At 59.8% G+C, this 24,105-nt stretch carries 22 protein-coding genes; 8 read left to right on the top strand and 14 right to left on the bottom strand.

The window, feature by feature from the left end; all coding sequences use genetic code 11:
• The 5 genes from CBB63_RS10315 to CBB63_RS10335 form a co-directional block, all read right to left on the bottom strand.
• Positions 1–783, bottom strand: a complete 783-nt coding sequence (locus CBB63_RS10315) for a helix-turn-helix domain-containing protein (RefSeq protein ID WP_286699069.1) — start codon at positions 781–783, stop codon at positions 1–3.
• A 597-nt stretch (positions 784–1,380) separates the two neighbouring features.
• A complete protein-coding gene (ilvN, locus tag CBB63_RS10320) occupies positions 1,381–1,941 on the bottom strand; it encodes an acetolactate synthase small subunit (protein ID WP_009826946.1) in 561 nt (186 codons plus the stop codon).
• A gap of 76 nt (positions 1,942–2,017) precedes the next feature.
• A complete protein-coding gene (locus CBB63_RS10325; RefSeq protein ID WP_286699070.1) occupies positions 2,018–3,769 on the bottom strand; it encodes an acetolactate synthase 3 large subunit in 1,752 nt (583 codons plus the stop codon).
• A 334-nt stretch (positions 3,770–4,103) separates the two neighbouring features.
• Entirely contained in the window at positions 4,104–4,766 is a 663-nt protein-coding gene (locus CBB63_RS10330; RefSeq protein WP_286699071.1) for a response regulator transcription factor, read from the bottom strand.
• A gap of 32 nt (positions 4,767–4,798) precedes the next feature.
• Positions 4,799–6,202, bottom strand: coding sequence for a cache domain-containing protein (locus CBB63_RS10335; protein ID WP_286699072.1), 1,404 nt, complete (start codon positions 6,200–6,202; stop codon positions 4,799–4,801).
• A gap of 260 nt (positions 6,203–6,462) precedes the next feature.
• Between CBB63_RS10335 and CBB63_RS10340 the strand changes: the two genes are divergently transcribed.
• The 3 genes from CBB63_RS10340 to CBB63_RS10350 all read left to right on the top strand — a co-directional run bounded on the left by CBB63_RS10340 (position 6,463) and on the right by CBB63_RS10350 (position 11,031).
• Positions 6,463–7,551 carry a TRAP transporter substrate-binding protein gene (locus CBB63_RS10340; protein ID WP_286699073.1) on the top strand — a complete coding sequence of 363 codons (1,089 nt, stop codon included), beginning with the start codon at positions 6,463–6,465 and terminating at the stop codon, positions 7,549–7,551.
• Positions 7,552–7,692: 141 nt separating this feature from the next.
• Positions 7,693–8,661: a TRAP transporter small permease subunit gene (locus tag CBB63_RS10345; protein ID WP_286699074.1), complete on the top strand. Its 969-nt coding sequence runs from the start codon at positions 7,693–7,695 to the stop codon at positions 8,659–8,661.
• A gap of 15 nt (positions 8,662–8,676) precedes the next feature.
• Positions 8,677–11,031 (top strand): TRAP transporter large permease, encoded by a 2,355-nt coding sequence (locus CBB63_RS10350; protein ID WP_286699075.1) that lies wholly within the window; start codon positions 8,677–8,679, stop codon positions 11,029–11,031.
• Positions 11,032–11,129: 98 nt separating this feature from the next.
• Here CBB63_RS10350 and CBB63_RS10355 read toward each other — a convergent pair whose 3' ends face one another.
• From CBB63_RS10355 to CBB63_RS10365, 3 genes are all read right to left on the bottom strand, one after another.
• On the bottom strand, positions 11,130–11,951 hold the full coding sequence (locus tag CBB63_RS10355) for an arginyltransferase (protein WP_286699076.1): 822 nt from the start codon (positions 11,949–11,951) through the stop codon (positions 11,130–11,132).
• Between the two features lie 67 nt (positions 11,952–12,018).
• A complete protein-coding gene (locus CBB63_RS10360) occupies positions 12,019–12,465 on the bottom strand; it encodes an RDD family protein (protein WP_243251811.1) in 447 nt (148 codons plus the stop codon).
• A 69-nt stretch (positions 12,466–12,534) separates the two neighbouring features.
• The gene (locus CBB63_RS10365; protein WP_286699077.1) at positions 12,535–12,942 is read right to left on the bottom strand and encodes a DUF2852 domain-containing protein; all 408 of its coding nucleotides are present in this window, start codon (positions 12,940–12,942) and stop codon (positions 12,535–12,537) included.
• Between the two features lie 227 nt (positions 12,943–13,169).
• Between CBB63_RS10365 and CBB63_RS10370 the strand changes: the two genes are divergently transcribed.
• The 5 genes from CBB63_RS10370 (at position 13,170) to CBB63_RS10390 (ending at position 18,847) form a co-directional block, all read left to right on the top strand.
• The gene (locus CBB63_RS10370; RefSeq protein ID WP_286699078.1) at positions 13,170–15,983 is read left to right on the top strand and encodes a [protein-PII] uridylyltransferase family protein; all 2,814 of its coding nucleotides are present in this window, start codon (positions 13,170–13,172) and stop codon (positions 15,981–15,983) included.
• Positions 15,980–16,252: a hypothetical protein gene (locus CBB63_RS10375; RefSeq protein ID WP_168592157.1), complete on the top strand. Its 273-nt coding sequence runs from the start codon at positions 15,980–15,982 to the stop codon at positions 16,250–16,252. Before CBB63_RS10370 ends, CBB63_RS10375 begins: the two co-directional genes overlap by 4 nt.
• 148 nt (positions 16,253–16,400) lie before the next feature.
• Positions 16,401–17,018 (top strand): DUF6778 family protein, encoded by a 618-nt coding sequence (locus CBB63_RS10380; protein WP_005853320.1) that lies wholly within the window; start codon positions 16,401–16,403, stop codon positions 17,016–17,018.
• A gap of 57 nt (positions 17,019–17,075) precedes the next feature.
• Positions 17,076–18,302: an RSP_2647 family RNA methyltransferase gene (locus CBB63_RS10385; protein WP_286699079.1), complete on the top strand. Its 1,227-nt coding sequence runs from the start codon at positions 17,076–17,078 to the stop codon at positions 18,300–18,302.
• Complete coding sequence (locus CBB63_RS10390) at positions 18,302–18,847, top strand: RSP_2648 family PIN domain-containing protein (protein ID WP_286699080.1); 546 nt, start codon at positions 18,302–18,304, stop codon at positions 18,845–18,847. The genes CBB63_RS10385 and CBB63_RS10390 overlap by 1 nt, the downstream gene beginning before the upstream one ends.
• On the opposite strand, the gene CBB63_RS10395 is transcribed toward CBB63_RS10390, so the two are convergent.
• The 6 genes from CBB63_RS10395 to CBB63_RS10420 form a co-directional block, all read right to left on the bottom strand.
• Positions 18,844–19,527, bottom strand: coding sequence for a M48 family metalloprotease (locus CBB63_RS10395; protein WP_286699081.1), 684 nt, complete (start codon positions 19,525–19,527; stop codon positions 18,844–18,846). The two genes, CBB63_RS10390 and CBB63_RS10395, sit on opposite strands and share 4 nt — an antisense overlap.
• A 111-nt stretch (positions 19,528–19,638) precedes the next feature.
• A complete protein-coding gene (locus CBB63_RS10400) occupies positions 19,639–20,064 on the bottom strand; it encodes an OsmC family protein (protein WP_286699082.1) in 426 nt (141 codons plus the stop codon).
• An 84-nt stretch (positions 20,065–20,148) separates the two neighbouring features.
• Complete coding sequence (locus CBB63_RS10405; protein WP_286699083.1) at positions 20,149–21,336, bottom strand: vWA domain-containing protein; 1,188 nt, start codon at positions 21,334–21,336, stop codon at positions 20,149–20,151.
• A 3-nt stretch (positions 21,337–21,339) separates the two neighbouring features.
• On the bottom strand, positions 21,340–21,513 hold the full coding sequence (locus CBB63_RS10410; RefSeq protein ID WP_005853331.1) for a hypothetical protein: 174 nt from the start codon (positions 21,511–21,513) through the stop codon (positions 21,340–21,342).
• 18 nt (positions 21,514–21,531) lie between these two features.
• Positions 21,532–22,896, bottom strand: a complete 1,365-nt coding sequence (locus CBB63_RS10415) for a DUF2927 domain-containing protein (protein ID WP_286699084.1) — start codon at positions 22,894–22,896, stop codon at positions 21,532–21,534.
• A gap of 335 nt (positions 22,897–23,231) precedes the next feature.
• Positions 23,232–24,071, bottom strand: a complete 840-nt coding sequence (locus tag CBB63_RS10420; RefSeq protein WP_286699085.1) for an AAA family ATPase — start codon at positions 24,069–24,071, stop codon at positions 23,232–23,234.
• Positions 24,072–24,105 lie beyond the last annotated feature (34 nt).

Here is a 24,105-nt window from a genome sequence, read left to right on the forward strand (position 1 = left end):
TCATTCAAAGGCGAATTCGGTGCGCAGAAGGTGGCGGTGAAAGGGTTCAAGATCGCTTGCCTCGCACAGCCCNTTCAAGCGGGCGGCCTGCAACACGGCCGACGGGGTTTGCGGCAGGTATTCATAGACCAGCCGCGTCGCCCGCAACCCGATCGAATTTTCCGGCACCGTGCGGGTGATGTATCCGACCCAGAAATTATTGTTGAACGACGCGATCCGCCCCAGATAGTTGAACGAAGAGGTCATCGCGCCGCGCCGCGAGGCGATAATGGCGATGCCTTCTTCCTGCTGCANCACCACGCCGCGATANTCGCGCAATTCCGAATGGGTGGGCAGGCTTTGGATGCGCATGGCGTGAGGGGCCTCGTAGCCGCGCAGATAGGTATGGCGGCCACTGCGAAACACCATAACCAATCCCAAGGCGAATTTCTCGGGGTAAAGAAAACTGCGNCGNGANAANCGGTAGAAACCNCTGGGAAACGTGGCTTCGGGCAGGTCCAGCGCGCCCGAAACGATGAAGTCGCCCATGAAATCCGGGGGGGTGGGTTCGATCTTCTTGATCTCTTCCAAGGGCTCTAGAAGGACACGCGCATCAACGTCNAAAAACTTGCACATCCGGTCCAGAATATCNGGGCGCGGAAAGCTTTCNCCCGATAGNTATCGATTGAACTGCGTGCGATTGATCCCCAGTTCCTGCGCGAGGTAAGTGATGGAGGGGTAACCTACTGAAAGTTTTTTTAAATTTGACCCGAAAATTGTCCTGATATCGGCGGGGTTCGTCATGAAATCAGTCCGTTAAAATTAATTGANCTAAACTTCACAACCTTTNAACGAATTTGCAAGGAGATTTGCACTATATGGCTGTTTAATGACGCTATTCAGCGTCAAATTCCGGTGCGCGCGACACAAATTGATTTCGTAAAGAAATCGACAATTTGTAAAAATGACATGATTATCTCTCATGTCTGCAAGCATCTGGAAGGAACAGTTAAATGTACGGTGTGGTACTTTGGAGCGATGCCCGANCCAACAAAGCTGTGTTCTGGTGCGAGGATCACGGCGACCTTGCATATTTCCAGGGTGACCCCGCGANAGTGAACCAGACGACAAGCNGTTTCGATGCTGGTGATCTGGTCCAGTTCGAGGTNTACCACGAGGCCAAATTGCGCAAGGCGCTNAACCCCAAGGTCGTGCGATCCAAGGCGGACGCTGATTTGCCGAACAAACTGCTGCGCCATTCCGCCGGCATTACGCGAAAGCAAACAGGCGGCGAGGTGCTTCCATTCCGCCCAAAAGCCGCCCCGCCGGTAGAATTCCGCCATCGCGGTCAGGCCTAGTCCGGCCGGAGCNGGCCAGACCTCAACCTGCCACCTTAGCGTATCAGTCGCCGCGCGACAGGGCTGCCACGCCCGTCCGTGCCACNGACACCAGCCCCAAGGGGCGCATCAATTCGGCAAATGCGTCAATCTTCTCGGGCGCGCCGGTGATCTCGAATACGAATGTTTCCAAGGTGCTATCGACAACGTTGGCGCGGAAGATATCCGCAAGACGCAGGGCTTCGACCCGTTTGTCGCCGGTGCCATTCACCTTGAACATCGCAAGCTCACGCTCGACCACGGGGCCTTCGACGGTCAGGTCATGCACCTCGTGTACCGGCACAATCCGCCCCAGCTGCGCCTTGATCTGCTCGATCACCTGCGGCGTGCCCGAAGTGACGATTGTGATGCGGCTAAGGTGGCCTGTGTGGTCAACCTCTGCCACGGTAAGGCTGTCGATGTTGTATCCACGGCCCGAAAACAGACCGATGACGCGCGCCAGCACGCCGGGTTCGTTCTCGACCAGTACGGCNAGCGTGTGGCGTTCGATCACATCCGAGAAATTGGGACGTAGGTTATAGGCGGAATGGCTGTTGGAGCCTTTTTTGATCTTTAGGGCTGACATGACACTGTCCTTCTAAGATTTGTTCAANCTCGGCGCGCGACCCCGCGCCGATGTGTTTCCTTGTGCCGTTGGCGGCTTAGACCAAGACCGATCCTTTNGCGTCGATNACACCTTGCGTNTCGACACCGGCCAGCATCATGTCGTTATGCGCNTTGCCCGACGGGATCATCGGGAAACAGTTTTCGTGTTTTTCCACCAGACAGTCAAAGATCACCGGACCGTCATAATCGAGCATCTCCATGATCGCGTCGTCCAGATCGTCGGGGTCCGAACAGATGATCCCCTTGGCCCCGAAGGCTTCGGCCAGCTTGACGAAATCGGGNAGGGATTCAGACCAGCTTTGGGAATAGCGCTCGCCGTGCAGCAGCTCTTGCCACTGGCGGACCATNCCNANGCGTTCGTTGTTCAGGATGAACTGTTTCACCGGCAGGCCGTATTGCATNGCGGTGCCCATTTCCTGCATGTTCATCAGCCANGANGCTTCGCCCGCAACGTTGATGACCANCGCGTCAGGATGCGCCATCTGCACNCCGATGGACGCAGGGAAGCCATAGCCCATGGTCCCCAGCCCACCAGAGGTCATCCAGCGGTTCGGATCCTCGAAACCAAGGTATTGCGCGGCCCACATCTGGTGCTGGCCCACTTCGGTGGTGACATAGCGGTCACGCCCCTTGGTCAGCGCCTCAAGNCGCGAGAGCGCGTATTGCGGTTTGATGATCTTGCCTTTTTGNTCGAACTTNAGGCAGTCAACGTTGCGCCANTCCTCGATCTTCTTCCACCATTTGCCAACGGCTTCGGTGTTTGTCTTGCGGCCGCGCGATTTCCAGACCTTCAGCAGNTCTTCNAGCACATGGCCCACGTCGCCGACGATAGGGATGTCCACGCGGATGATCTTGTTGATCGACGAGGGGTCGATGTCGATATGCGCTTTCTTGGATTTCGGGCTGAACATGTCGACAACGCCGGTGATCCGGTCGTCGAAGCGCGCGCCGATGTTGATCATCAGATCGCAGTCGTGCATCGCCATATTGGCCTCGTAAAGACCATGCATCCCGAGCATCCCCAACCATTTGTCACCCGACGCCGGATAGCTGCCAAGCCCCATCAAGGTGGAGGTGATGGGAAAGCCTGTCGCCTCGACCAATTCGCGCAGCAGTTGCGACGCCGCAGGGCCGGAGTTGATGACGCCGCCGCCGGTATAGAANATCGGGCGCTTGGCGGTTTCGATGGCGGCCACCAGTTCGGTGATCTCGGTCATGTCGCCTTTNACGGGCGGCTGGTAATGCGAGGTGGATGGCTTCTTGGGCGTGTATTCCCCCGTGGCGAATTGCACGTCTTTCGGGATGTCGACCAGAACGGGGCCGGGGCGCCCGCTGGTGGCCACGTGGAACGCCTCGTGCAGGACGCCGCCCAGCTTGTCNGTCTCTTTCACCAGCCAGTTGTGCTTGGTGCAGGGGCGGGTGATGCCCACGGTATCGGCCTCTTGAAACGCGTCAGAGCCGATCATGAAGGTCGGNACCTGACCTGTCAGGACNACCAGTGGAATGGAATCGAGCAAGGCATCCGTCAGGCCGGTCACCGCATTGGTGGCACCGGGGCCCGAGGTTACAAGAACAACGCCCGGTTTTCCGGTCGAGCGCGCATAGCCTTCGGCGGCATGCACCGCCCCTTGTTCGTGNCGCACCAGCACGTGTTTGATGCTGTTTTGTTGGAACACCTCGTCATAGATCGGTAGGACAGCGCCGCCGGGATAGCCAAATACGGTATCGACACCCTGATCAATCAGGGCTTGAACGATCATTTTCGCTCCGGTCATTTTACGTGTCATCTTGGTGCTCCGTCAGGCGGTGGTTTATCAAAAAATACGTTGCGCAAAAAAAAGCCCCCGATTTTGACGGGGGCGCATGGTGACTATTATGGTCTGCCGTTACCGGCCCATGCGCGTGTGTCTTAGAATGACGACGATATCTGTCAAAGCTAGATCTGTCATAGCCAAAGGCCCCTCATTGCGTGCATGGACATTATGAGCGCCACAAAGGGGCGTCAATGCNCTATTGTCGATAAAAGTGTCGCTNGNTGCNAANAATCTTTTCATTTATTGCGCGAAATCCTGAATTTTCTAATTTTTGCAAAATCGGGGGCATTTCTCGGGCCGATATCAGCTAGAGTCGCACTCCGGTTCCTTGCAGCACGCCGTGTTCCATCGCATAGCGCGTCAGCCCTGCGGTGGAAGAGATCCCAAGCTTGCGCTTGATATTCTTGCGGTGGGTTTCGACGGTGCGCACAGAGATATCCAAGGTTTGCGCGACCTCTTTGTTGGATTTCCCCTGCGCCAGTTGCAGCAGGATCGTCTGTTCGCGTTCGGTCAGGGCTTCACGCGCGGCGTCCTTGGGTTCAAGCGAGCCTTGCGCGCCGGTGCATAGATACCGTTCGCCGCGCATCACCGTATCGATCGCCAGCTTGATCTCGTCCGTCGGCACATCCTTGAGGATATACCCCATGGCGCCGTGGCTCAGCGCCGAAGAGATATATTCGGGGTTATCATGCATCGACAGGATCACGATGCGGGTGTCGGGCTGGCGTTCCAGCAAGATCTCGGTCGCGGACAACCCGCCGATCTCTGGCATGTTGAGGTCCATGAGGATCACATCGGGGTCCAGATCCGCGACGCTGTCAATCGCGGCGCGGCCATTGGGCAGGCAGCCGACCACATTGATATCGTCATAGCTTTCAAGAATGGACTGGATGCCTTCGGCGACCATCGGGTGATCGTCAACGATCATCACTTTGATCAACGCGGGTGGCTGGGTGTCTGAAAGGGTCATGGGGCAGCTTTCGGGAAGGGGCATATCAGGGCTTAGGGCAGGGCGGTCGGCGGCGGGCGCAGCATATGGGTCAGCGGGACGGTGGCGGTAATCTCGGTGCCGCCTTGGGCAGAGCTTTGCATGGTCAGCGTACCGTCTAGCTGTTCGATCCGCTCTTGCATATTGCGCAGGCCCAACCCTCCGGCGGTGGAGCGTGTCTTGGCCAGCCCCAGCCCGTTGTCAGAGATCGACAGCGTCGCGCCCTGTCGGTGACCGCGCAGATCGACGATGACTTCAGTGGCGCGGGCGTGGCGTTCGATATTGGTCAGCGCCTCTTGCGCGATCCGGTAGAGCGCGGTCTTCGCCTCGTCGTCCAACCGGTTGCGGAATACCACGGTATCGAAGCGGCACTGAATACCGGTGCGGAGCGCGAATTGTTCGACCAGCGTTTTCAGCGCGGGACCAAGGCCGAGATCATCCAGAATACTGGGGCGCAGGTCGCGGCTGATGCGGCGCACTTCCGATATCGCTTGCGCGAGGCTGTCGATCCCCTTTGCCAAAGGCTCTGCCGCGCGGGCGTCGCCCCTTTCCAGCCGGCGTCGCGCNTTGTCGAGCGCATAGCGCACCCCCACCAGGATCTGGCTNATGCCGTCATGCAGTTCGCGCGCCACGCGGCCNCGCTCTTCCTCTTGGGCGTCAAATACCCGCTGCGTCAGCTTTTTGAGCTTNGCATCCGCAAGCCGCCGTTCNCGCAGNTTGACCAGCATGCCCGTGCCAAACACCAGCAGCANNGCGGTCACCGTAATAACGCCAATATAGAAGAACGTACGCTGCACCCGCGCCTGCACATCGGATCGCGCCGCGGCCCCGCTGGCAAGCACGTCGTCGATGAACACACCCGTCCCCACGGCCCACTGCCAACTGGGGAAAGAGGTGACATAGGTNATCATCTGCGCATCCTCTCCGGTAGAGGGTTTGGGCCACATATAGGTGTGATACCCGCCGCCACTGCGTGCGATGCGGATCAGCTCGTCCACCACGGGCGTGCCGTTGCTATCCGTCTCGCCAGCAAAGTTGCGGTTGATCCGGTCGGTCTGGCGCGGGCTGACAAGGGCGGTGCCGTCGTAGTCATAGACAAAGAACTGACCTTCCTCGCCNTAGATCATCGCCGCGAGGATCTGCGCCACCTGCGATTTCGCCGCCCCGTCATCAGGAGAGGCGGACCCGTAAACAAAGTAGAACCCGTTGCGCGCCTGTGTCACATAATTGCGCAGCTCTACCTTCTTGGCGTCCAGCAACTGCTGTTCGAGCGTNGAAATCTCGCGGTCGGCCACCGCGCGCGCCTGCAGNGCCACGACAAAGGCAATCGCCGTCACCGCCAGNACNAGCGGCACAGAGGCGATGAGCGTCAGCTTTTGGGCGTAGGTGGGGGCGATNANGAAAGACGGGCGGCGCATGCAGCGCTGATACTGGGAAATCCACGCGAATCAAAGTGCTAGATGCAGTCACAATTCACCCGCTATACGCGTGTATGCACAACATATGGCAGGTGCGGCGGGACATTTGCCTCATATTTGGGCGGTAAATATATGTGCTCTACGTAGTAGTTGGTATTTTCAACGTCCCGCTTTTGCGTAGAGTNAANGACACTTGAAATGACCCGCGCGCATAAAATGAAGCGCGGGCACCCTCATATAACTCGGGAGGAGTATCCAATATGGACCGTCGTTCATTTCTGAAGACATCCGCGCTTGGCGGGTCTGCCGCCGCTGCATCGACACTGGCCGCACCGCTGTACGCCCAAGGCAAACGCACGCTGACAATGGTCACCGCATGGCCCCGTGGCTTTGCCGTGCTTGATGACGCCGCGACCTACCTCAACAACATGGTTAACGAGATGTCTGACGGCACGTTGACCATCGAAAAGAAAGCCCCGGGNGAGCTCGTCGGCGCGTTCGAGGTNTTTGACGCCGTTTCCTCCGGTCAGGCGGACATGTATCACGCGGCTGACTACTACTTCATCGGCCAGCACCCCGGTCTGGCGTATTTCACCGCCGTGCCTTTCGGTGCCACAGCACAAGAGCTGACCAACTGGTATCTGCACGGTGGCGGCCATGACCTGCACAANCAGATCGGTGAAATCTTCAACATGAAGATGTTCCTCGCCGGTAACTCCGGTTCGCAGTCCGGTGGCTGGTTCCGCAAGGAAATCAACTCTGCCGCGGACTTCAACGGCCTGAAATTCCGTATGCCCGGTCTGGGTGGCAAGGTGCTGGGTAAACTGGGCGCGTCTGTTCAGAACATCCCCGGTGGCGAACTGTATCAGGCGCTGTCCTCCGGCGCGCTTGACGGGCTCGAGTGGGTTGGCCCCTTCGCGGATGAGCGCGCGGGCTTCCAGGAAGTCGCCAAGATCTACTANACCGCTGGTTTCCACGAGCCAGGGTCGGGCCTGACNGCATCGGTCAACCTNGANGTGTTCAACGACCTGACACCGGCNCAGCAGAAGATCATCGAATATGCATCGATGGCGACCACGCACACCGGTCTGGCCGAAACACTGGCCAACAATGGTGCCGCCTTGGCGCGTTTGCAGCAGCAGGGCGTGAAAACCATGCAGTTCCCCGATGANGTCTGGGATGCATTCGGTGCGGCCTCCAAAGAGGTTATGGACGAGAACATGGACGACTCCCTGTTCGCCGACATCCGCAACAGCTTTGAATCCTCGCTGTCCGCATCGGCTGAATGGCTGTCCAAATCCGACGCCTATTATGTCGAACAGCGCCAGCGCGTTCTGGGCAAAATGTAAGCCATCCCCACGGGATGACAGGGGGGCTGCCTTTGGGCGGCCCCACACGCGACTTTGCGATCCGGAAAACGGGCGCGCAAAGCGAGGATAATTTTCGCACCAAGCCCACACTGAAACCGGGCGGGCGAAGGGGGGATATCAATGGCAGAAGATGCAGTATGCGCTGGATTTTTCCGCGCGGCGGAAGGGGCCAAGATCAGCTGCTTGGACCAGTTCCANGANGGCAACCTGATCAGCTTCATTCTGGGCAACCTACTTGAAGCGTTCTACAATTTCTTTGCAGCGGTGCTGAACCCGTCCATGTGGCTGGACTGGTCCAACAGCGAAGCCTTGATGCGGTTCATCTATTACGGTGCNTCGGTAGAGCTGTTCTTTGTCTTGCTCGTCGGACTGCTGATTGTCACGGCTGTCGGCATCTGGAAACGCAGCTTTATGTGGGCCTGTGTGCGCGGGCTTGAAGGCTTCGCCAATGTCACCGGGCGTTTCTTTGCTTGGGCCGGGCTTTTGATGGTGCTGCAACAGATCATCATCGTCTTCATGCAACGTATTTTCACCCGGCCTGATATCTCTATCGGCTTTGGTATTCCGCTGCAGTTCGACATCAGCTGGTTTGCNGAAGAGNTGAAGCTTTTCAATGCGTTGGTCGTCTGTCTTTGTGTGTCCTACACCTTTGTACAAGGCGGGCATGTGCGCGTTGACCTGTTCTATGCCGGCGCGAAATTCCGTACCAAGCGCGTGATCGACATGTTCGGCGCGCTGTTCTTCATGATCCCCTTNGCGATTGTCACATGGCTTTATGGCTGGTTCTTCCTGTGGCGCCATCTGGTGACACCGAANCCATCGGCCTCTGACCGGTTGGAGCTGCTGCTGCGCAAGGCGCGCTTGCTCAAGTGGAACGTGGAAACCATCGGCTTTTCGCCCAACGGGTTCAACGGCTACTTCTTGTTCAAGATCCTGCTGTGCGCCTTCTGCGCGATGGTGATCTTGCAAGCAATATCAGTGTTTTATCGCGCTTTGTTAGAGTTCCGTGAAGGGCCTGAAAGCGAAGATAAATATCTCGACCGCGATACGTTGGGCGAGGGCGAAGAAGCCTATGAGGGCACACATTAATTCAAGGGGCGTCCCATGCTATTTGGTCTCGACGGGGTCGAAATTGGCCTGATCATTGTTTTTGCCTGCCTCTTTGGCGGCATCCTGTCCGGTTTCCCGGTGGCCTTTGCCATCGGCGGTGCTGGCATCATCTCTTTCGGTATCATCGCCGCACTCGATAGTGCGGGTCTGATGGTGCATCAGGCGATTGACCAATCGTCGCAAGCCTATCGCGATCTGGTGAACTCGGGCGTTCCCAATGACGCGGTATCGAAATTCCGCTATCCGGATTTGCCGCTTATCGGTGAATCGGTCTTCCCCCAAGGCTGGGAAGTCGCGCTGGACCGGAACGTCAGCTTTATCGTGAACCGTATGAACGAACGCGTTCTGGCGGGGCAGTCGATCGAGACNTTGCTGGCGGTTCTGATGTTCGTTCTGATGGGCATCACGCTTGAACGNTCGAAGATCGCGAACGACCTGTTGACCACGATGGCGCGNGTCTTNGGNCCGCTGCCCGGTGGTTTGGCGGTGTCGATTGTGGTTGTGGGCGCGTTTCTTGCGGCCTCCACCGGGATCGTGGGCGCGACGGTTGTCACCATGGGGCTGCTGGCGCTGCCGACCATGTTGCGCAACAACTATTCGCCTGAAATCGCGACAGGTGTCATCGCAGCCTCCGGTACTTTGGGCCAGATCATTCCGCCGTCNATCGTTATCGTNCTTCTGGGCACNTTGGCNGGCGATCTATACTCCGCCGCCCAGGAAGCGCGNGCNACNGCNGTAGGCTGTACCGATGCGCTGACCTACCTTGGCCAGCCCGCCGTTGTGTCTGTGGGGACGCTGTTTCAGGCCGCGTTGCTGCCGGGGATCATGCTGGCGCTGCTTTATGCGCTTTACGCCTTTGTCTATGCGCTGCTGAACCCTGAAAAGGCTCCCGCCGTGCCGATGGGGGCGACCAANGCCGAACCCATCACNCGGGGCGAAGGCTTTACCTGGTTCCTTGGCATGCCAGCCCTGCTGATCGTGGGCACGATTGTTCTGGGCAACCTTGGCATCGTGGGCAGCCAGTCGACTGTTGTGTCCAGCTTTAGCGACATCGGGCAGGGAGCGAGCTTGCGCACCAACGTAGGCGAGGCCTGTCAGGCCGCGATGATCGAACTGCACGGGCAAAGCGCNTGGGATCAAGCGGTGACCGAGCAAGCCGCGATCGAGGCGGCGGGCGGTCAACAGGCCAGCGAAAAGCTGACCGAAGAAGCGCTGGCCGCCAAGCAGGCTGAAAAGATCGCCAATGCCGCCCCCATCGGGACCGGTGTTGCGATCATCCTGATCCTGNTGGCGCTGGTCATGACNACCGNNCGCGGTGTCGCCCCATCGGCGGACAAACGGCCGCTGATCATCGGTGGCATCGGTCTGGTGTTGACACTGCTGGTCGATATCCTGCTGGTCGGTCCGGCCACGTCCTCGGGCACGATGGTGCTGCTGATGGCGCTGCCTTTCGTGGCTGTCATGTATGGCGTGGTCTATGCGCTGAAGCTTTGCGCCGGTAACGAGCTGATCCGCGTGGTCTTCCCGCCGCTGGTCCTGATCGTTGCGGTACTGGGGTCNATCCTTGGCGGGATCACCAACCCGACGCCNGCTGCGGCCTTGGGGGCAGGTGGCGCGATCATGCTGGCCGCCTATCGCAAGCTCAAGGATATGGACCGGTCGCCCAAGGTGATCNTCTGGTCCACCCTGGCCATCCTGATCGCGATCCTTGTNGGCGTGAACTTTGACCTGCGCATCAACCAAGAGGGCGTGAGCGTCGAAAGCTGGTTTGCCTTCTTCGTCGCCTATGGCGCGTATCTATACGCGGTGTTCGGTTTGCTGTTCTCGTGCTGGATCCTCTATACCTCGGGCGTGCTNAGCCCNGTGGTCCGCGAGACGGCCAAGGTGACCTCGATGGTGTTTACCATCCTGATCGGGTCGCAGTTGCTGAACCTTGTGGTGATCTCCTTTGGTGGCGAACACTACATCCAGCAGTGGCTGAAAAGCTTCGACAACGAGNTGACGGTCTTCCTGATCGTGATGCTGGTGCTCTTTGTGCTGGGCTTCGTGCTCGACTTCCTCGAGATCATCTACATCGTGATCCCGATNGTCGGGCCGGTGATCTACGGNGGCACNTTCGANCCGAAGTGGGTNACGATCATGATTGCGGTGAACCTGCAAACNTCNTTCCTGACACCGCCTTTCGGCTTCGCGCTNTTCTACCTGCGCGGCGTGGCCCCGGCGAGCGTNACCACCTCNCATATCTACCGCGGGATCATTCCTTTCGTCTTGATCCAGGTCGGNGCACTGGCNCTGNTGTGGATGTTCCCGGTCATCGTGACCATCGTGCCGGACCTGATCCCCAACTGATCNGGGGTCAGGCCACCACAAAAACAAAAGGCACCCCCGCGGGGTGCCTTTTTCGTTTCAGCGGNTGACAGCGGTNNAATNNGCCGCAGCGNTACGNTTTACCCTTTGGTCGGGCTCAGATCGGGGAGGGCGATATTGGCCACCTGTTCGGCAATCGGGTCNGTGTTCAGCGGATGCTGTTCGGGTTCGAAATCATCGGGGTTGCGCATCTTCTGCCACGCGCCGCCCATATAGACCTCAAGCCCCGAGAACTTGGCCTTATAGCCCATCTTGGGGCTGCCGGGCACCCAATAGCCCAGATATACATAAGGCAGACCCGCCGCACGGGCGATTTCGATGTGGTCAAGGATGATGTAATTGCCCAACCCGTCACGGGGCCGGTCAGGGCTGTAGAACGAATAGACCATGCTCACCCCGTCATCGAGCACATCNGTCAGGCAGACGCCAATCANCTCGCGGGTTTGGGTATCGGTATATTCGATCACACGGCTGCGGATCGGGGTTTCCTCGATCATCGCGGCGAATTCGAAGACATCCATATCGGCCATGCCACCGTCTGCATGGCGGCTGTCAAGATANGTGCGGAAGAGGTCNTATTGCTCTTCCGTGGCCCAAGGCGACGTCGCCCGCCGCGTCAGNCCCGCGTTGCGCTTGATCGTGCGCTTCTGGCTTTTGCTGGGGGTNAAGTCGGCCACGTTGATGCGCGCCGACAGACAGGCCGCACAATCCGTGCAAGACGGGCGATACAGTACATTCTGCGACCGCCGGAAGCCTTGCCCCGACANGCTGTTGTTCAGCTTGGTCGCGGAGTCGCCCTGCAGCGCGGTGAACAGTTTACGTTCCATCCGGCCGTCCAGATACGGGCAGGGCTGGGGCGCAGTCACATAGAACTGCGGAGCGATGGGAAGTGTATGGCGCATGAAAATCCGTTGTTGTTCGGAGGAAATTCTAACAACTGGTCCGAAGCGCGCCAAGCACAAGTTTGGGTCAGTTCACGCTTTCGACACGACGGTTCAGCGGGACTGTGCCGAGGATCACGTCGCTCAGGCTCTGATGGCGCGAGGTGGCGCAGATCAGAATGATCGAAATCACCTGCAAAGGCATCATGGCAACGCTGACCGTATAGCCCAAAGTATGCAAAAACGCCGAGGCCAGATCCAGCGGTTCATCGCGCGCCGTGCGCAATTCCATGCCGAACAGGCGCATGCCCCAGGTGGCCGACCCGCTGGCAAGCGTCGCGACACGGTAGGTAAAGCCCACCATCAGCATCAGCAGCGGGAAAAAGAACAGGCCGGTGAAGGCGGTGAACGGCAGGATCAACACGCTGGCGATCAGCACCAGCAGCGCGTCAACAACCCAAGCCATGAACCGCTTGGTCGGAATACCGCTATAGAATTCAGGCTGGTCGAATGGATCGGGGGTGGTGGGGGTCATCATGTCCTGTCCCTTGTGAATATCGGCCCCCCGCCAAGGCGGAGGGGGTGTTGATTGAACGCGCAGGCTTTAGGCCTTTTGCGCAGCATCGTCGTTTTTGGAGCCTTCGGCCATGAACTGGTCGAACTCTGCCTTGTCCTTGGCTTCGCGCAGACGGCTCAGGAAGGCTTCAAAATTGGTTTGCTCTTCCTCCAGACGGGCCAGGGTGTCGGCCTTATAGGCATCAAAGGCGGCGTTTCCGGTTGAACGCCCGGTGATAGACCCACGGCGGGCGCGTTTGCTGCAAGACGAAGATTTAAACATGCGTTTGCTCCAGATCATATAGGCAAGAAGGGCAAGGCCAAGCGGCCAGAAAAGAATGAAACCGACAACCATGGCGGCGATCCAGGCACCTTTGCCCTTGTCGTCAAGAAAGTCCTCGGTACGGCCCAGCCAACTGCGTTGTGCGGTGTAGGTGGGTGCATAGGTCTGTGTCATCAAGTTCCCTTTCGGTCAGAGTGTGGTGGCCCTGAACGCTGCGGGCCGGTGCGGTGGTGGGCAATGTAAATGCCTTTCACATTACAATAGATCGGGGTGCGTCCTGTGGTTTGCAAGGGATAATGTAAATCTTTTTTACATTATTTGGATTTGCACGTGTTTGGTGGGGGTTAGCAGGTGTCACGGTGCCATTGACGACGGGCATAGAACCAGCGAATGCTTGGCGTATGAGAACACTTGCCAGTCAGATCACCCGCTGTCCCCGCATCTTTACGGCCGATCAGGCGCAGGATGCGCGCGCGCTCTTTCCCGATGCGCCGTCTGAAATTGCCGCGCTTGTGGCGGGGGCGGGATCGACGTCGCCCTATCTTCTGGGGTTGATGCAAAAGGAAATCGACTGGTGTCATGCGGCTTTCGATGATCCCGCAGGGGCGGTGCAGCAGGTGATCGACAGCGCGGGCGCGGTGCCCCCGGACCAGTTGTCCAGTCATCTACGGCAGGGCAAGCGGCGCGTGGCGCTGATGACGGGGCTGGCTGATCTGGCGGGGGCTTGGTCGCTGGAGGAGGTGACCGGCGCGCTGACCGATTTCGCCGACGCCGCAGCGCAAGCCGCGCTGACCGCAGGGCTGAAAGCGCAGATCAAACGTGGAAAGCTGCCCGGCATGACGGAAGAGGACGCCGACAGCGGCGCAGGCATGGTCGTGCTGGCTATGGGCAAGATGGGCGCGCGCGAGCTGAATTATTCGTCCGATATCGATCTGATCTGCCTGTTCGACGAAACGCGTTTTGACGCCAGCGATTTTCACGATGCCCGCACCGCCTTTGTCCGCGCCACCCGCGCGATGAGCGGGACGCTCAATGATCTCACGGGCGAGGGCTATGTCTTTCGCACAGACCTGCGGCTACGGCCTGATTCCGGTGTGACGCCCGTGTGCATCGCGATGGAAGCGGCAGAACGGTATTACGAAAGTCTGGGCCGCACATGGGAACGCGCCGCCTATATCAAGGCACGCCCGGCAGCGGGCGATCTGGCGGCGGGCGATCAGTTCCTCTCGGTGCTGCGGCCCTTCGTCTGGCGCAAGCATCTGGATTTTGCCGCGATTCAGGACGCCCATGACATGCGCCTTGCGATCCGTGAGCACAAAGGGTTGGGGGGCAGTGTCTCGCTTTCGGGGCACAATATGAAGCTGGGGCGCGGCGGCATCCGCGAGATCGAATTTTTCACCCAGACCCGTCAGCTGATCGCCGGCGGGCGCGACGCAGATCTGCGCGTGCGCGGCACTTGCGAAGGCATGGCCGTGCTGGCGGAAAAGGAATGGATCCCCGCAGAAGTGGCCGAGACGCTGTGCGATCACTACCGCGCGCATCGCACCGTGGAACACCGCGTCCAGATGATCCGTGACGCCCAGACCCATACCTTGCCCCAAACGGAAGAGGGGTTCGACCGGCTGGCCGCGATGATGGATATGGATGTCCCCGCGCTGCGCAGTGACCTTGAACGGCGGCTGGAAGAGGTTCACCAACTGACCGAAGGGTTCTTTGCGGGCTCGACCTCGCGCCCTGATGCGGCTGCCGCGCCCGAGGAACATGTCTTTGACGCCGCGATCGTGGACCGTTGGCTGAACTACCCCGCATTGCGCAGCGCTCGTGGGGCGGAGCTTTTTGCAGAGCTGAAACCCGGATTGCTGGCGCGTCTCGCACGGGCCACCAAACCGGACGAGGCATTGCTGGCCTTTGACGGCTTTCTTGGCGGTCTGCCCGCGGGGGTGCAGTTATTCTCTTTGTTGAAGATCAACCCGCAACTCTCTGATTTGCTTGTCGATATCGTCAGCGCGTCACCCGCGCTCGCTGCCTATCTGTCGCGCAATGCGCAGGTGTTCGACGCGGTGATAGGTGGGGATTTCTTCAGCGAATGGCCGGCAGAGGACGCTTTGGTCGACAGTCTGACAGAGGTGCTGGAGGCCGAAGAGGATTATGAGGCGCGGCTGGATACCTGTCGTCGATGGGCCAAGGAATGGCATTTCCGGATCGGGGTGCATCACCTGCGCGGGCTGATTGATGCCGCGACGGTGGGCGCGCAATATGCCGATCTGGCGCGGGCGGTGTTGCGCGGGCTCTGGCCGGTGGTGATCGACGAATTTTCGCGCCGTCACGGGCCGCCGCCGGGGCGCGGTGCGGTGCTGGTCGGGATGGGATCGCTTGGCGCGCGCCGCCTGACCGCTGCCTCTGATCTGGATATGATCGTGGTCTACGATTCCGCTGGCGTCGAAAGCTCTGACGGCAAGCGCCCGCTGGCGTCGCGGCTGTACTATGCGCGGTTAACGCAGGCGATGATCACCGCGATGACCGCGCCGATGGCCCAAGGCAAGCTCTACGAAGTGGACATGCGCTTGCGCCCGTCGGGCACGCAGGGGCCGGTGGCGACGAGTTTAGCGAGTTTTGAAAGCTATCAGATGGGGCAGGCCTGGGTGTGGGAGCATCTGGCCCTGACCCGCGCCGATTGTGTGACCGGCCCCGATGATCTGATGCAGGATGTTGCGCGCCTGTGCGACAAGGTGCTCGCCCGGTCGCGCGACCGTGCCGATACCCTGCACGAGGTCGCGGCAATGCGCGCACGTCTGGCAACGGCCAAGGTGGCGGGCGGCATCTGGGATGCCAAGAACGGGCCGGGGCGCTTGCAGGATATCGAGTTGCTGGCGCAGGCCGGGGCCTTGCTGGCGGGCACCACGGCGCGGGATATCGCCTCTGCGCTCGGGGATGCGGAGGCGCAGAACGTCATTACCGCCGATCAGGCAGAGGTGCTGCGCCGCGTCTACCGCACCTGCTGGGCGCTGCAATCCGCGACGCGGCTGCTGTCATCCTCTGTCCTGCGCGAGGATTCTCTGGGGCAGGCGGGTTTGCGGTTTCTGTGCCGCTCCCTCGATGTGGAGACGCCCGAAGAACTGCACGCCCATCTTGCGCAAAACTACGATCAGGCCGCGACGATCATCGCCGATGCACTGGCCGCTTACGTAGATAAAGCGGACGGGGGCCAGGCATGAGCAAAGGGGACCCCAACGATCCCAAAGGGCTGATCTTTGAATCCTACCGCATAGAGGGGATCACCCAGGCGGAGTGTCGGTCAATTTTTCTGGATTGGGCGCTCAGCCTGCCAGCGGAAGCGGATACCAAAGCCGCCCTGCGCGCCTTGTTGGACAGCGTGGCAGCAGAGAACCAAGACCATCCCATGACCCAAGTGATGCAAGAGGGGTTGATCGACATGGCCACGCCTCGGCGGCGCGGCGGCTGGCGCACCCGACCGCGCAGCTAGACAGGCCGACATTAAGGCGCAAACGTGCCGAAATACCCTAATGATGCCTTAGGTTTTGAACATTCTTGCCCCATTCCTGCCTTAATTGAGCAGCATTACCGTTACATGGCTGCACAATCCGTATCGTCAGCAGCTTTTGGAGGGGTAAATGAAACATCATAAACTGTTGATCGCTTTGGCCTGTGCCGCTGCCGTGTCCGGTTGTGCGCCGGCGGATATTGCCAGCCGGAATGCGATGTATGACACATCCTCGACCCGCATGTCCTTGCTAGACAATCTGAACGCCTACCAGCCCGATACGTTGCTGGACGCGGTGCATATCCAACACACCAACGTCTCTGTGCCCGATCACCTGCGGGTCGCACAAGCGCCAAGCCTGCTGCAATCGGCCGACATCGTCTGGCATGGCGAAGCAGACACGGACCGCCGCGATCAGGTGCGCGCGATCTTCGAGGCCGCGATCCGCCAGGGGGCGGTGACCGCCTATGGTCCCGTGCCCGCCGCGCTGGAGGTCGAGGTCTTGCGGTTCTACAACCCCGCCTCGGAAGCCCCGTCGGCAGAGTTTATCCTGACCGTCGTCGATGCGCGCAATGGCAACCCGTTGGCCGAGCCCCGTCAGGTCGCGGTAGAGCTGAGCAGCTTTGCGCCCCCCGTCGCAGAGGCGCAGCCGGACAATGCGGTGATGATCCATGATCTGGCGCGTGCGATCGAACAGCAGCTCGCCACACCGGGCAGCTATAAACGCACGAAACTTGCCGCCTATTGAGGCAGCAATCGAACTCTGCGCTTCCCCAAACGCGCGGAACCGACTAATGGGGGCGGTATGACAACGCCCCTTTCCCCTCCCGCTTCGACCGACCCTTCCGATTTGCCTGTGGTGCGCCTGCTGCCCAAGGCGAATGCCCGCGCCATCCGGCACGGGTTTCCCTGGGTTTATGCCAATGAAATGGTCACCGACCGCCGCACCAAGGCGCTTGCGCCCGGCAGTCTCGCGCTGCTGGAAGACAGTGCCCGTCAGGTGATGGGGGTGGTCGCGGTGAACCCGGCCTCCAAGATCTTCTGCCGGATGCTGGACCAGAACGCGCAAGCCGTGGTGAACCAGAACTGGTTCGAGGCCCATATCAACCGCGCCGTGCAGCTGCGGGACCAGATGTATGACGCGCCCTATTACCGGTTGATCCACGCCGAAGCCGATGGGTTGCCCGGTGTGGTGATCGACCGCTTTGGCGATACGGCCGTCATTCAGGCCAACGCCGCATGGGCCGATATGCATATCGATGCGCTGACAGCAGCGCTGGTGGAACAAACCGGCGTGCGCCACGTCCTCAAGAACGCGTCGGGCCGGACCCGCAGCCTTGAAGGGCTGGACGACGTAAGCGGTGTGCTGCATGGCGAGGCACCAAGCGCGCCTGTGCAAGTGCCGATGAATGGTGCTATCTATATGGCTGACCTCACCGGCGGCCAGAAAACCGGCCTGTTCTACGACCAACGCCCGAACCACGCCTTCGCGGCGAACCTGTCCAAAGGCAAACGCGTGCTGGATGTCTTTGCCCATGTTGGCGGGTTCTCACTCGCCGCGCTGGCAAATGGCGCGTCTTCTGCGGTTGCGGTCGACGGATCGGCACCCGCGCTTGAGCTGGCGCAGCGGGGCGCGGAGGCTATGGGCGTTTCGGACCGTTTTGCCACGCGCCAAGGTGACGCCTTTGACATCCTGACAGCCCTGCGGGCCGAGGGCGAAGAGTTCGACGTGGTGATCTGCGATCCGCCCGCCTTTGCCCCCGGTAAACCCGCGCTTGAAGCCGGACTGCGCGCCTATGAACGTGTGGCGCGTCTGGCGGCGCAACTGGTGGCCGAAAACGGCGTGCTGGGTCTGTGTTCCTGTTCCCATGCGGCGGATCTGACGCAGTTCCGCACCGCATCTGTGCGCGGTATCGGTCGTGCGGGACGGCGCGCAGCGCTGCTGCACACCGGTTTCGCCGGACCTGACCACCCGCAGCTGCCGCAACTGGCCGAGACGGGATACCTCAAGTCGTTGTTCTTCCGCCTGTAATGGCGCTGCGCATCCTGATCGACGCCTGCGTGCTCTATCCCACCGTCATGCGCGAGATGGTGATGGGCGCGGCGCGGGCGGGGGTGTTTGAGCCGCTGTGGTCCGCGCGCCTGTTGGAAGAATGGGCGCGCGCCGCGATCAAGCTTGGCCCTGAGGGCGAGGCACAGGCCCGCGCAGAGATCGCGTTGCTGCGCGCCGCCTGGCCCAAGGCGGAAGTACCCGCGAGCCCCGGTGTGGCGGCACGGCTGTACCTGCCGGATGAAAACGACGTGCACGTTCTGGCCGCCGCGATCACAGGCCACGCCGATATTATCATGACACTGAATGCCAAGGATTTCCCCCGTGGCACCTTGGCTGAAGAGGGGTTGGCGCGGGTCGATCCCGACAGCTATCTGCACGGCGTCTGGCTGGCGCAGCCGCAGGTCATGGAAGCGGTCGCCGCAAATGTTCTGGAAGAGGCACGCCGCCTGTCAGGCCATCCGTGGGAGATGCGACCGTTGCTCAAGAAAGCACGGCTGCCGCGGCTGGCAAAGGCGCTTGGTTAACGGTCCCAGGCGGATTGCAGCGCAGTAAGCGCGCCGATCCTGTCAGCGGTCTTCGGGTGGCTCAGCAGCCAGGCGGGGGCGGTGCCGTGGTTGCTTTGGGTCAGCGCCTCCAGCTTCTCGAACAAGGAGATCTGTGGTGCGATGCCGATACCCGCTTTGGTCAGCAGGGCGGCGGCATAGGCGTCTGCCTCGTATTCATCGCTGCGCGACAGGCGCGCGGCCAGGAGCGTGGCCAGCATATTGGCGATCCAGATGCCGACACCGGGAAGAATCCGCCCCAAGATCATCCCAAGCGCCGCGCGCATGGCGTTCTGGCCGGAAAAATCGATCATCCGTCGCCGTGAATGCCCCAAGGCCACATGGCCGAGCTCATGTGCAATCACGCTCGCGAGCTCCTCGGCGGTGACGGCACCGGATTTGAATTTCTCGTAAAAACCACGGGTAATGAAGATACGCCCATCGGGGGCGGCAAGACCATTGACGGGGGCGACTTCGTAGATATGGACTTTGATCCGCGGCAGATCGAGGGCGCTGGCCAGTTTCGATGTCATCTCGCGCAGGGCAGGGTCGAGCAGTTCTGTCGATTTCTCGTCCAGCTCCTTCGCGGTGCGCCAAGCGGAAAAGCGATACATGGCAAGCCCGTAGAGCACGGCGAGAAGTATGGGGAGGATGCGGATCATCCACCCAATATGGACGCAGGTACGCGGGGTGCAAGGGTGGAATGAGTATTTGGGAAAAGGGTGAAGGGGTCGTGGTAGGGGCCGCGAGCGGGCGCGGCCCCTGGGGTAGGGTCAGGACAGTTTTGCGTCCATCGTGATTTCGGCGGTCATCAGTTTGGAGATGGGGCAATTTTCCTTGGCGGTTTTGGTCGCCTCTTCGAACTGCTCTTGTATGGCGTTGGGGATGACACACGCCACATCAAGGTGAATCTTCGGCACATGGAAGCCGCCGTCTTTTTGTTCAAGAAAGACGGTGGCCTTGGTTTCGATGCTATCGGCGACCAGATCGTAGTCTTCAAGGATCATTGACAGCGCCATGGAGAAACAGGACGCATGGGCCGCGCCGATCAGCTCTTCGGGGTTGGTACCGTCTTTGCCTTCGAACCGGGTGTTAAATCCGTAGGGCTGGTCGCTGATCACGCCGGTCTGGGTGGAGACATGGCCTTTGCCTTCTTTGAGGTTGCCTGTCCATTTGGCGGAGCCTGATTTCTTGATCATGGGAATTCCTTTCACCATTTGGATTCATGGTGAAAACGCGAGGGCGCGGTGGAATGTTCCGATCTGTGGTGGGGTGGCGGCTGATTACCGGGTCAGCGTCTTCATCCCACGGCTCAGCCCCTCGAGGGTCATGGGCACCATTGCCTCTGCGCCAAAGATTTCCTGCACCATTTTGATGGATTGTGTGTAGGGCCAGTATTTCTCGGGGATCGGGTTGATCCAGAGGTTGCTGTTCCATTGTTCGCGCGCGCGAGAGAGCCAGACCGATCCGGCCTCGGCGTTCCAGTGTTCATTGGCCCCACCGGGGTAGGCGATTTCGTAAGGGGACATGGACGCGTCGCCCACGAAAATGCATTTGTAATCCGGCCCGTAGGTGCGCAGCACTTCCATCGTGTCCAGCTGTTCCGTCCAGCGGCGGCGGTTGTCGCGCCACACGCCTTCATACAGGCAGTTGTGGAAGTAGAAGTGTTCGAGGTGTTTGAATTCCGACTTGGCGGCGCTGAACAGTTCTTCGACGGTTTTGATATGCGGGTCCATCGACCCCCCCACATCCAGGAACAGCAGCACCTTGACCGCGTTGCGCCGCTCGGGGCGGGTTTTGACATCGAGGTAGCCGTGTTCCGCCGTCGCACGGATGGTGCCGCCCAGATCAAGTTCGTCATTGGCGCCGTCACGGGCCCACCGGCGCAGACGTTTGAGCGCGACCTTGATGTTGCGGGTGCCCAGTTCGACCGTGTCGTCGAGGTTCTTGAANTCGCGTTTGTCCCAGACCTTGACCGCGCGCTGGTGGCGCGATTCATTCTGGCCGATGCGCACGCCTTCGGGGTTGTAGCCATAGGCCCCGAAGGGCGAGGTGCCTGCGGTGCCGACCCATTTATTGCCCCCCTGATGGCGNCCTTTCTGTTCCTCGAGCCGTTTGCGCAGCGTCTCCATCAGCTTGTCAAAACCGCCTGCGGCNTCGATCTCGGCCTTTTCCTCGGGGGTGAGGTGCTTTTCGGCCATTTTTTCCAGCCACTCGTGCGGGATGTCCACGGCCTCCATCACATCGTCGAGGCTGATGTTTTCAAGGCCCGAGAANGCGGCNGCAAAGGCGCGGTCGAANTTGTCGATGTTGCGTTCGTCTTTGACCATGCTNGTGCGCGCGAGATAGTAGAAGGCATCGACATCATAGGTCGCGAGCCCGGCTGCCATCCCGTCGAGAAAGGCGAGAAACTCGCGCATGGACACCGGCACCTTGTGTTGGCGCAGTTGGTCAAAGAACGGCAGAAACATGAATTACGCTCCGGTTAGGACTCGGTCCAGAACGACTGTAAGGATCATGCCGACGATGATAAAGGCCATCGCAAACCCGGCCGCGTATTGTGCGATATCCTTGCGGTTGCCGTTGCGTTTACGGGCGGTCAGCCCCCCGATAACAGCGCCGATCACGGCGAGAAGTATGACGATCATTTTAACCCGTTTCGCTAGTTATTTGAGCGGGTTAAGCGACGCGATCTCGCGCATTTTGGCCCGCACAGCCCAGTCAGAGCCAAATCCGTACCGTGCCCAGCCCAAACTGTCCANCCTGACGGCCTGTGCCTCGGCCGCGCGGTTCTCAAGCTCGAGCGCTTCGGCGCGCAGCAACAGCAGGGTGCTGAGCAGGGCGGCGTTCTCGCGGCGGCGTGCGGTGTCGATATGCGGCGCGATCAGACGTAGCGCTTCGGCACCCTGNCCCTTTGAGACCGAATAGGCCCCCAGTTGCGTCGCCACATAGGCGCGGTGCAGATCGGTGCCGGGGGTGCGGGCGTAGAAGAGGTCGGACATCTTGTATTGTTCATGCGCGGCTTCGGCATCACCTGATTGCAACGCGCGCCCCATGGCGTAATGGGCAAACGCGCGGCGGTGATCCTGCCAGCCCAGGCTTTGTGCGATCTTGATAGCGCTATAGGCCGCGTCCTGGCGTTGNCCGCTGGAGCGTCCGGGCCCNAGCGCGCCCTGAACGGCGGCATTCCAGGCGCGGGGGGTGCGGGTCAGAAAGCGTGCTTTGGTCGATGTGCCGCCCGGATTGATCCGTGCCAGAATACCCGGCAGGGCGTTTGCCACCTGGCCCCGTGTCATGCCCGACCGCAGCGCCGGATCGTAGTAGGCGCGCAGGATCATCATATCAAATCCGGTNAGNACCGTATGCACGTTGTCGTCGTTAAAGACNGAATCCGGCAGGCGATACAGATCGTTGAGAGGNCCAAGCGCTTGGGCCAGTTCTTCATGCAGACAATCGCGGACCTCTTGCGGGCTGGCGTCATTCGGGATGAAGATCGACACGCGGCTNCGGGTTTTCAGCAAGGACCAGTTGGTCTGCGCGGTGCGGCGGACTTTCTTGTATTCATCAAGGCTGCTGACATTCGGGGCCACAAANCATGCGGCCTGGGGCAGCACCTTGCTGATGGTGCGACGGCTGACAGCTTCGACGGTGATATTGGCATTCGGNCCGCTGGTNGGGCTGATGTCGATCCGGGCCTCNTGCCGCAAGCGATTGAGCAGCGCGGTCAGATCGGGNCCAAGGGTCGGAGGCGGNGCACCGATGACGCGCACGGTGACCGGACCTTCGAAACGGGTNAAAACAGGNAGCTCCTTGCCGCTTTCCATGCGGAACGACAGTTCGATAAAATCGAGGCTGAGGTCGTTGTTGGANCGCGGTGCCGGCAGCGATTGATGCACGGTGAACCGTTTCATCGCGGGCAAAGAAGAGGTTGAGGCGGGTTCCATCGCGGCGCGGGTCACCACACCGGGATGCGAGGCCGGNACGCAGGCGCTGATCGCCAGCATCAAGGGCAGCAAAAGGTATTTCTTCATGGATGCGACCCCGTTGTGGCAGGTGCAGGGACCGCAAGGACAACTTTAACAGTCTCCAACACGCGGCGCACGAACGGTGCAAAAATCATATCCATCATCTACCTGACTGCCCTTTTGAGCTGATTACAGGTGTTTTTCGCCCGCCATCCAGACCATTCTAGGGAGCAACCATGTCAAAACAGAGAAAAATGTTAACAAATAAGGCAGGCTTATGACCATCGTTGCTTAGACGTCACAAATAGGACNGGCGCGTTTGCAGCCGTGAAATAACGCGCNGGCGGTTGGATATTCCCTTTATGCGGGATCAGGGCGCGGCGCACCGCGCCCCTTTGGGGTCACTTTTGCGCGCGTGCCATGAAGGCAAGCCGTTCGAACAGATGCACGTCCTGTTCGTTTTTCAGCAGCGCACCGTGCAACTTTGGCAGGGCGGACTTGCCGTCTTTTTTCAGATCGGCGGCATCCATATCNTCGGCCAGCAACAGCTTGAGCCAATCCAGCACTTCCGACGTGGATGGTTTTTTCTTCAGCCCTTGCTGTTCGCGGATTTCGTAGAATTGGGTCAGCGCCGTGGTCAACANGGATTCCTTGATGCCGGGGTGNTGGACCTCGACGATCTTGCGCAGCGTGTCCATCTCGGGGAACTGGATGTAGTGGAAGAAGCAGCGGCGCAAAAAGGCGTCNGGCAGCTCTTTTTCGTTGTTNGAGGTGATGATGACGATGGGNCGGTTTTCGGCTTTGATCGTCTCGCCNGTCTCGTAGACGAAGAACTCCATCTTATCGAGCTCTTGCAAAAGGTCGTTGGGGAATTCGATGTCGGCNTTGTCGATNTCGTCGATCAGCAACACGGTTTTGCCTTCGGCCTCAAACGCCTGCCACAGNTTGCCCTTGCGGATGTAGTTTTTCACATCATGCACACGCTCTTCGCCAAGCTGGCTGTCGCGCAGGCGGCTGACGGCGTCATATTCGTACAGACCCTGTTGCGCACGGGTGGTCGATTTGATGTTCCATTCGATCATGGGCAGGCCAAGGGCGGCTGACACTTGTCGGGCAAGTTCCGTTTTACCTGTGCCGGGCTCACCTTTTACAAGCAGAGGTCGTTCCAGCGTTACAGCCGCATTCACCGCAATCGTGAGGTCATCTGTGGCGACGTAATCTTGAGTACCTTGGAATTTCATCTTGTTTTCAACCTTCTTCAACGCGCTATTCTTG

Source organism: Sulfitobacter sp. TMED3 (genome assembly GCF_002167505.1).
Classification (GTDB): domain Bacteria; phylum Pseudomonadota; class Alphaproteobacteria; order Rhodobacterales; family Rhodobacteraceae; genus Sulfitobacter; species Sulfitobacter pontiacus.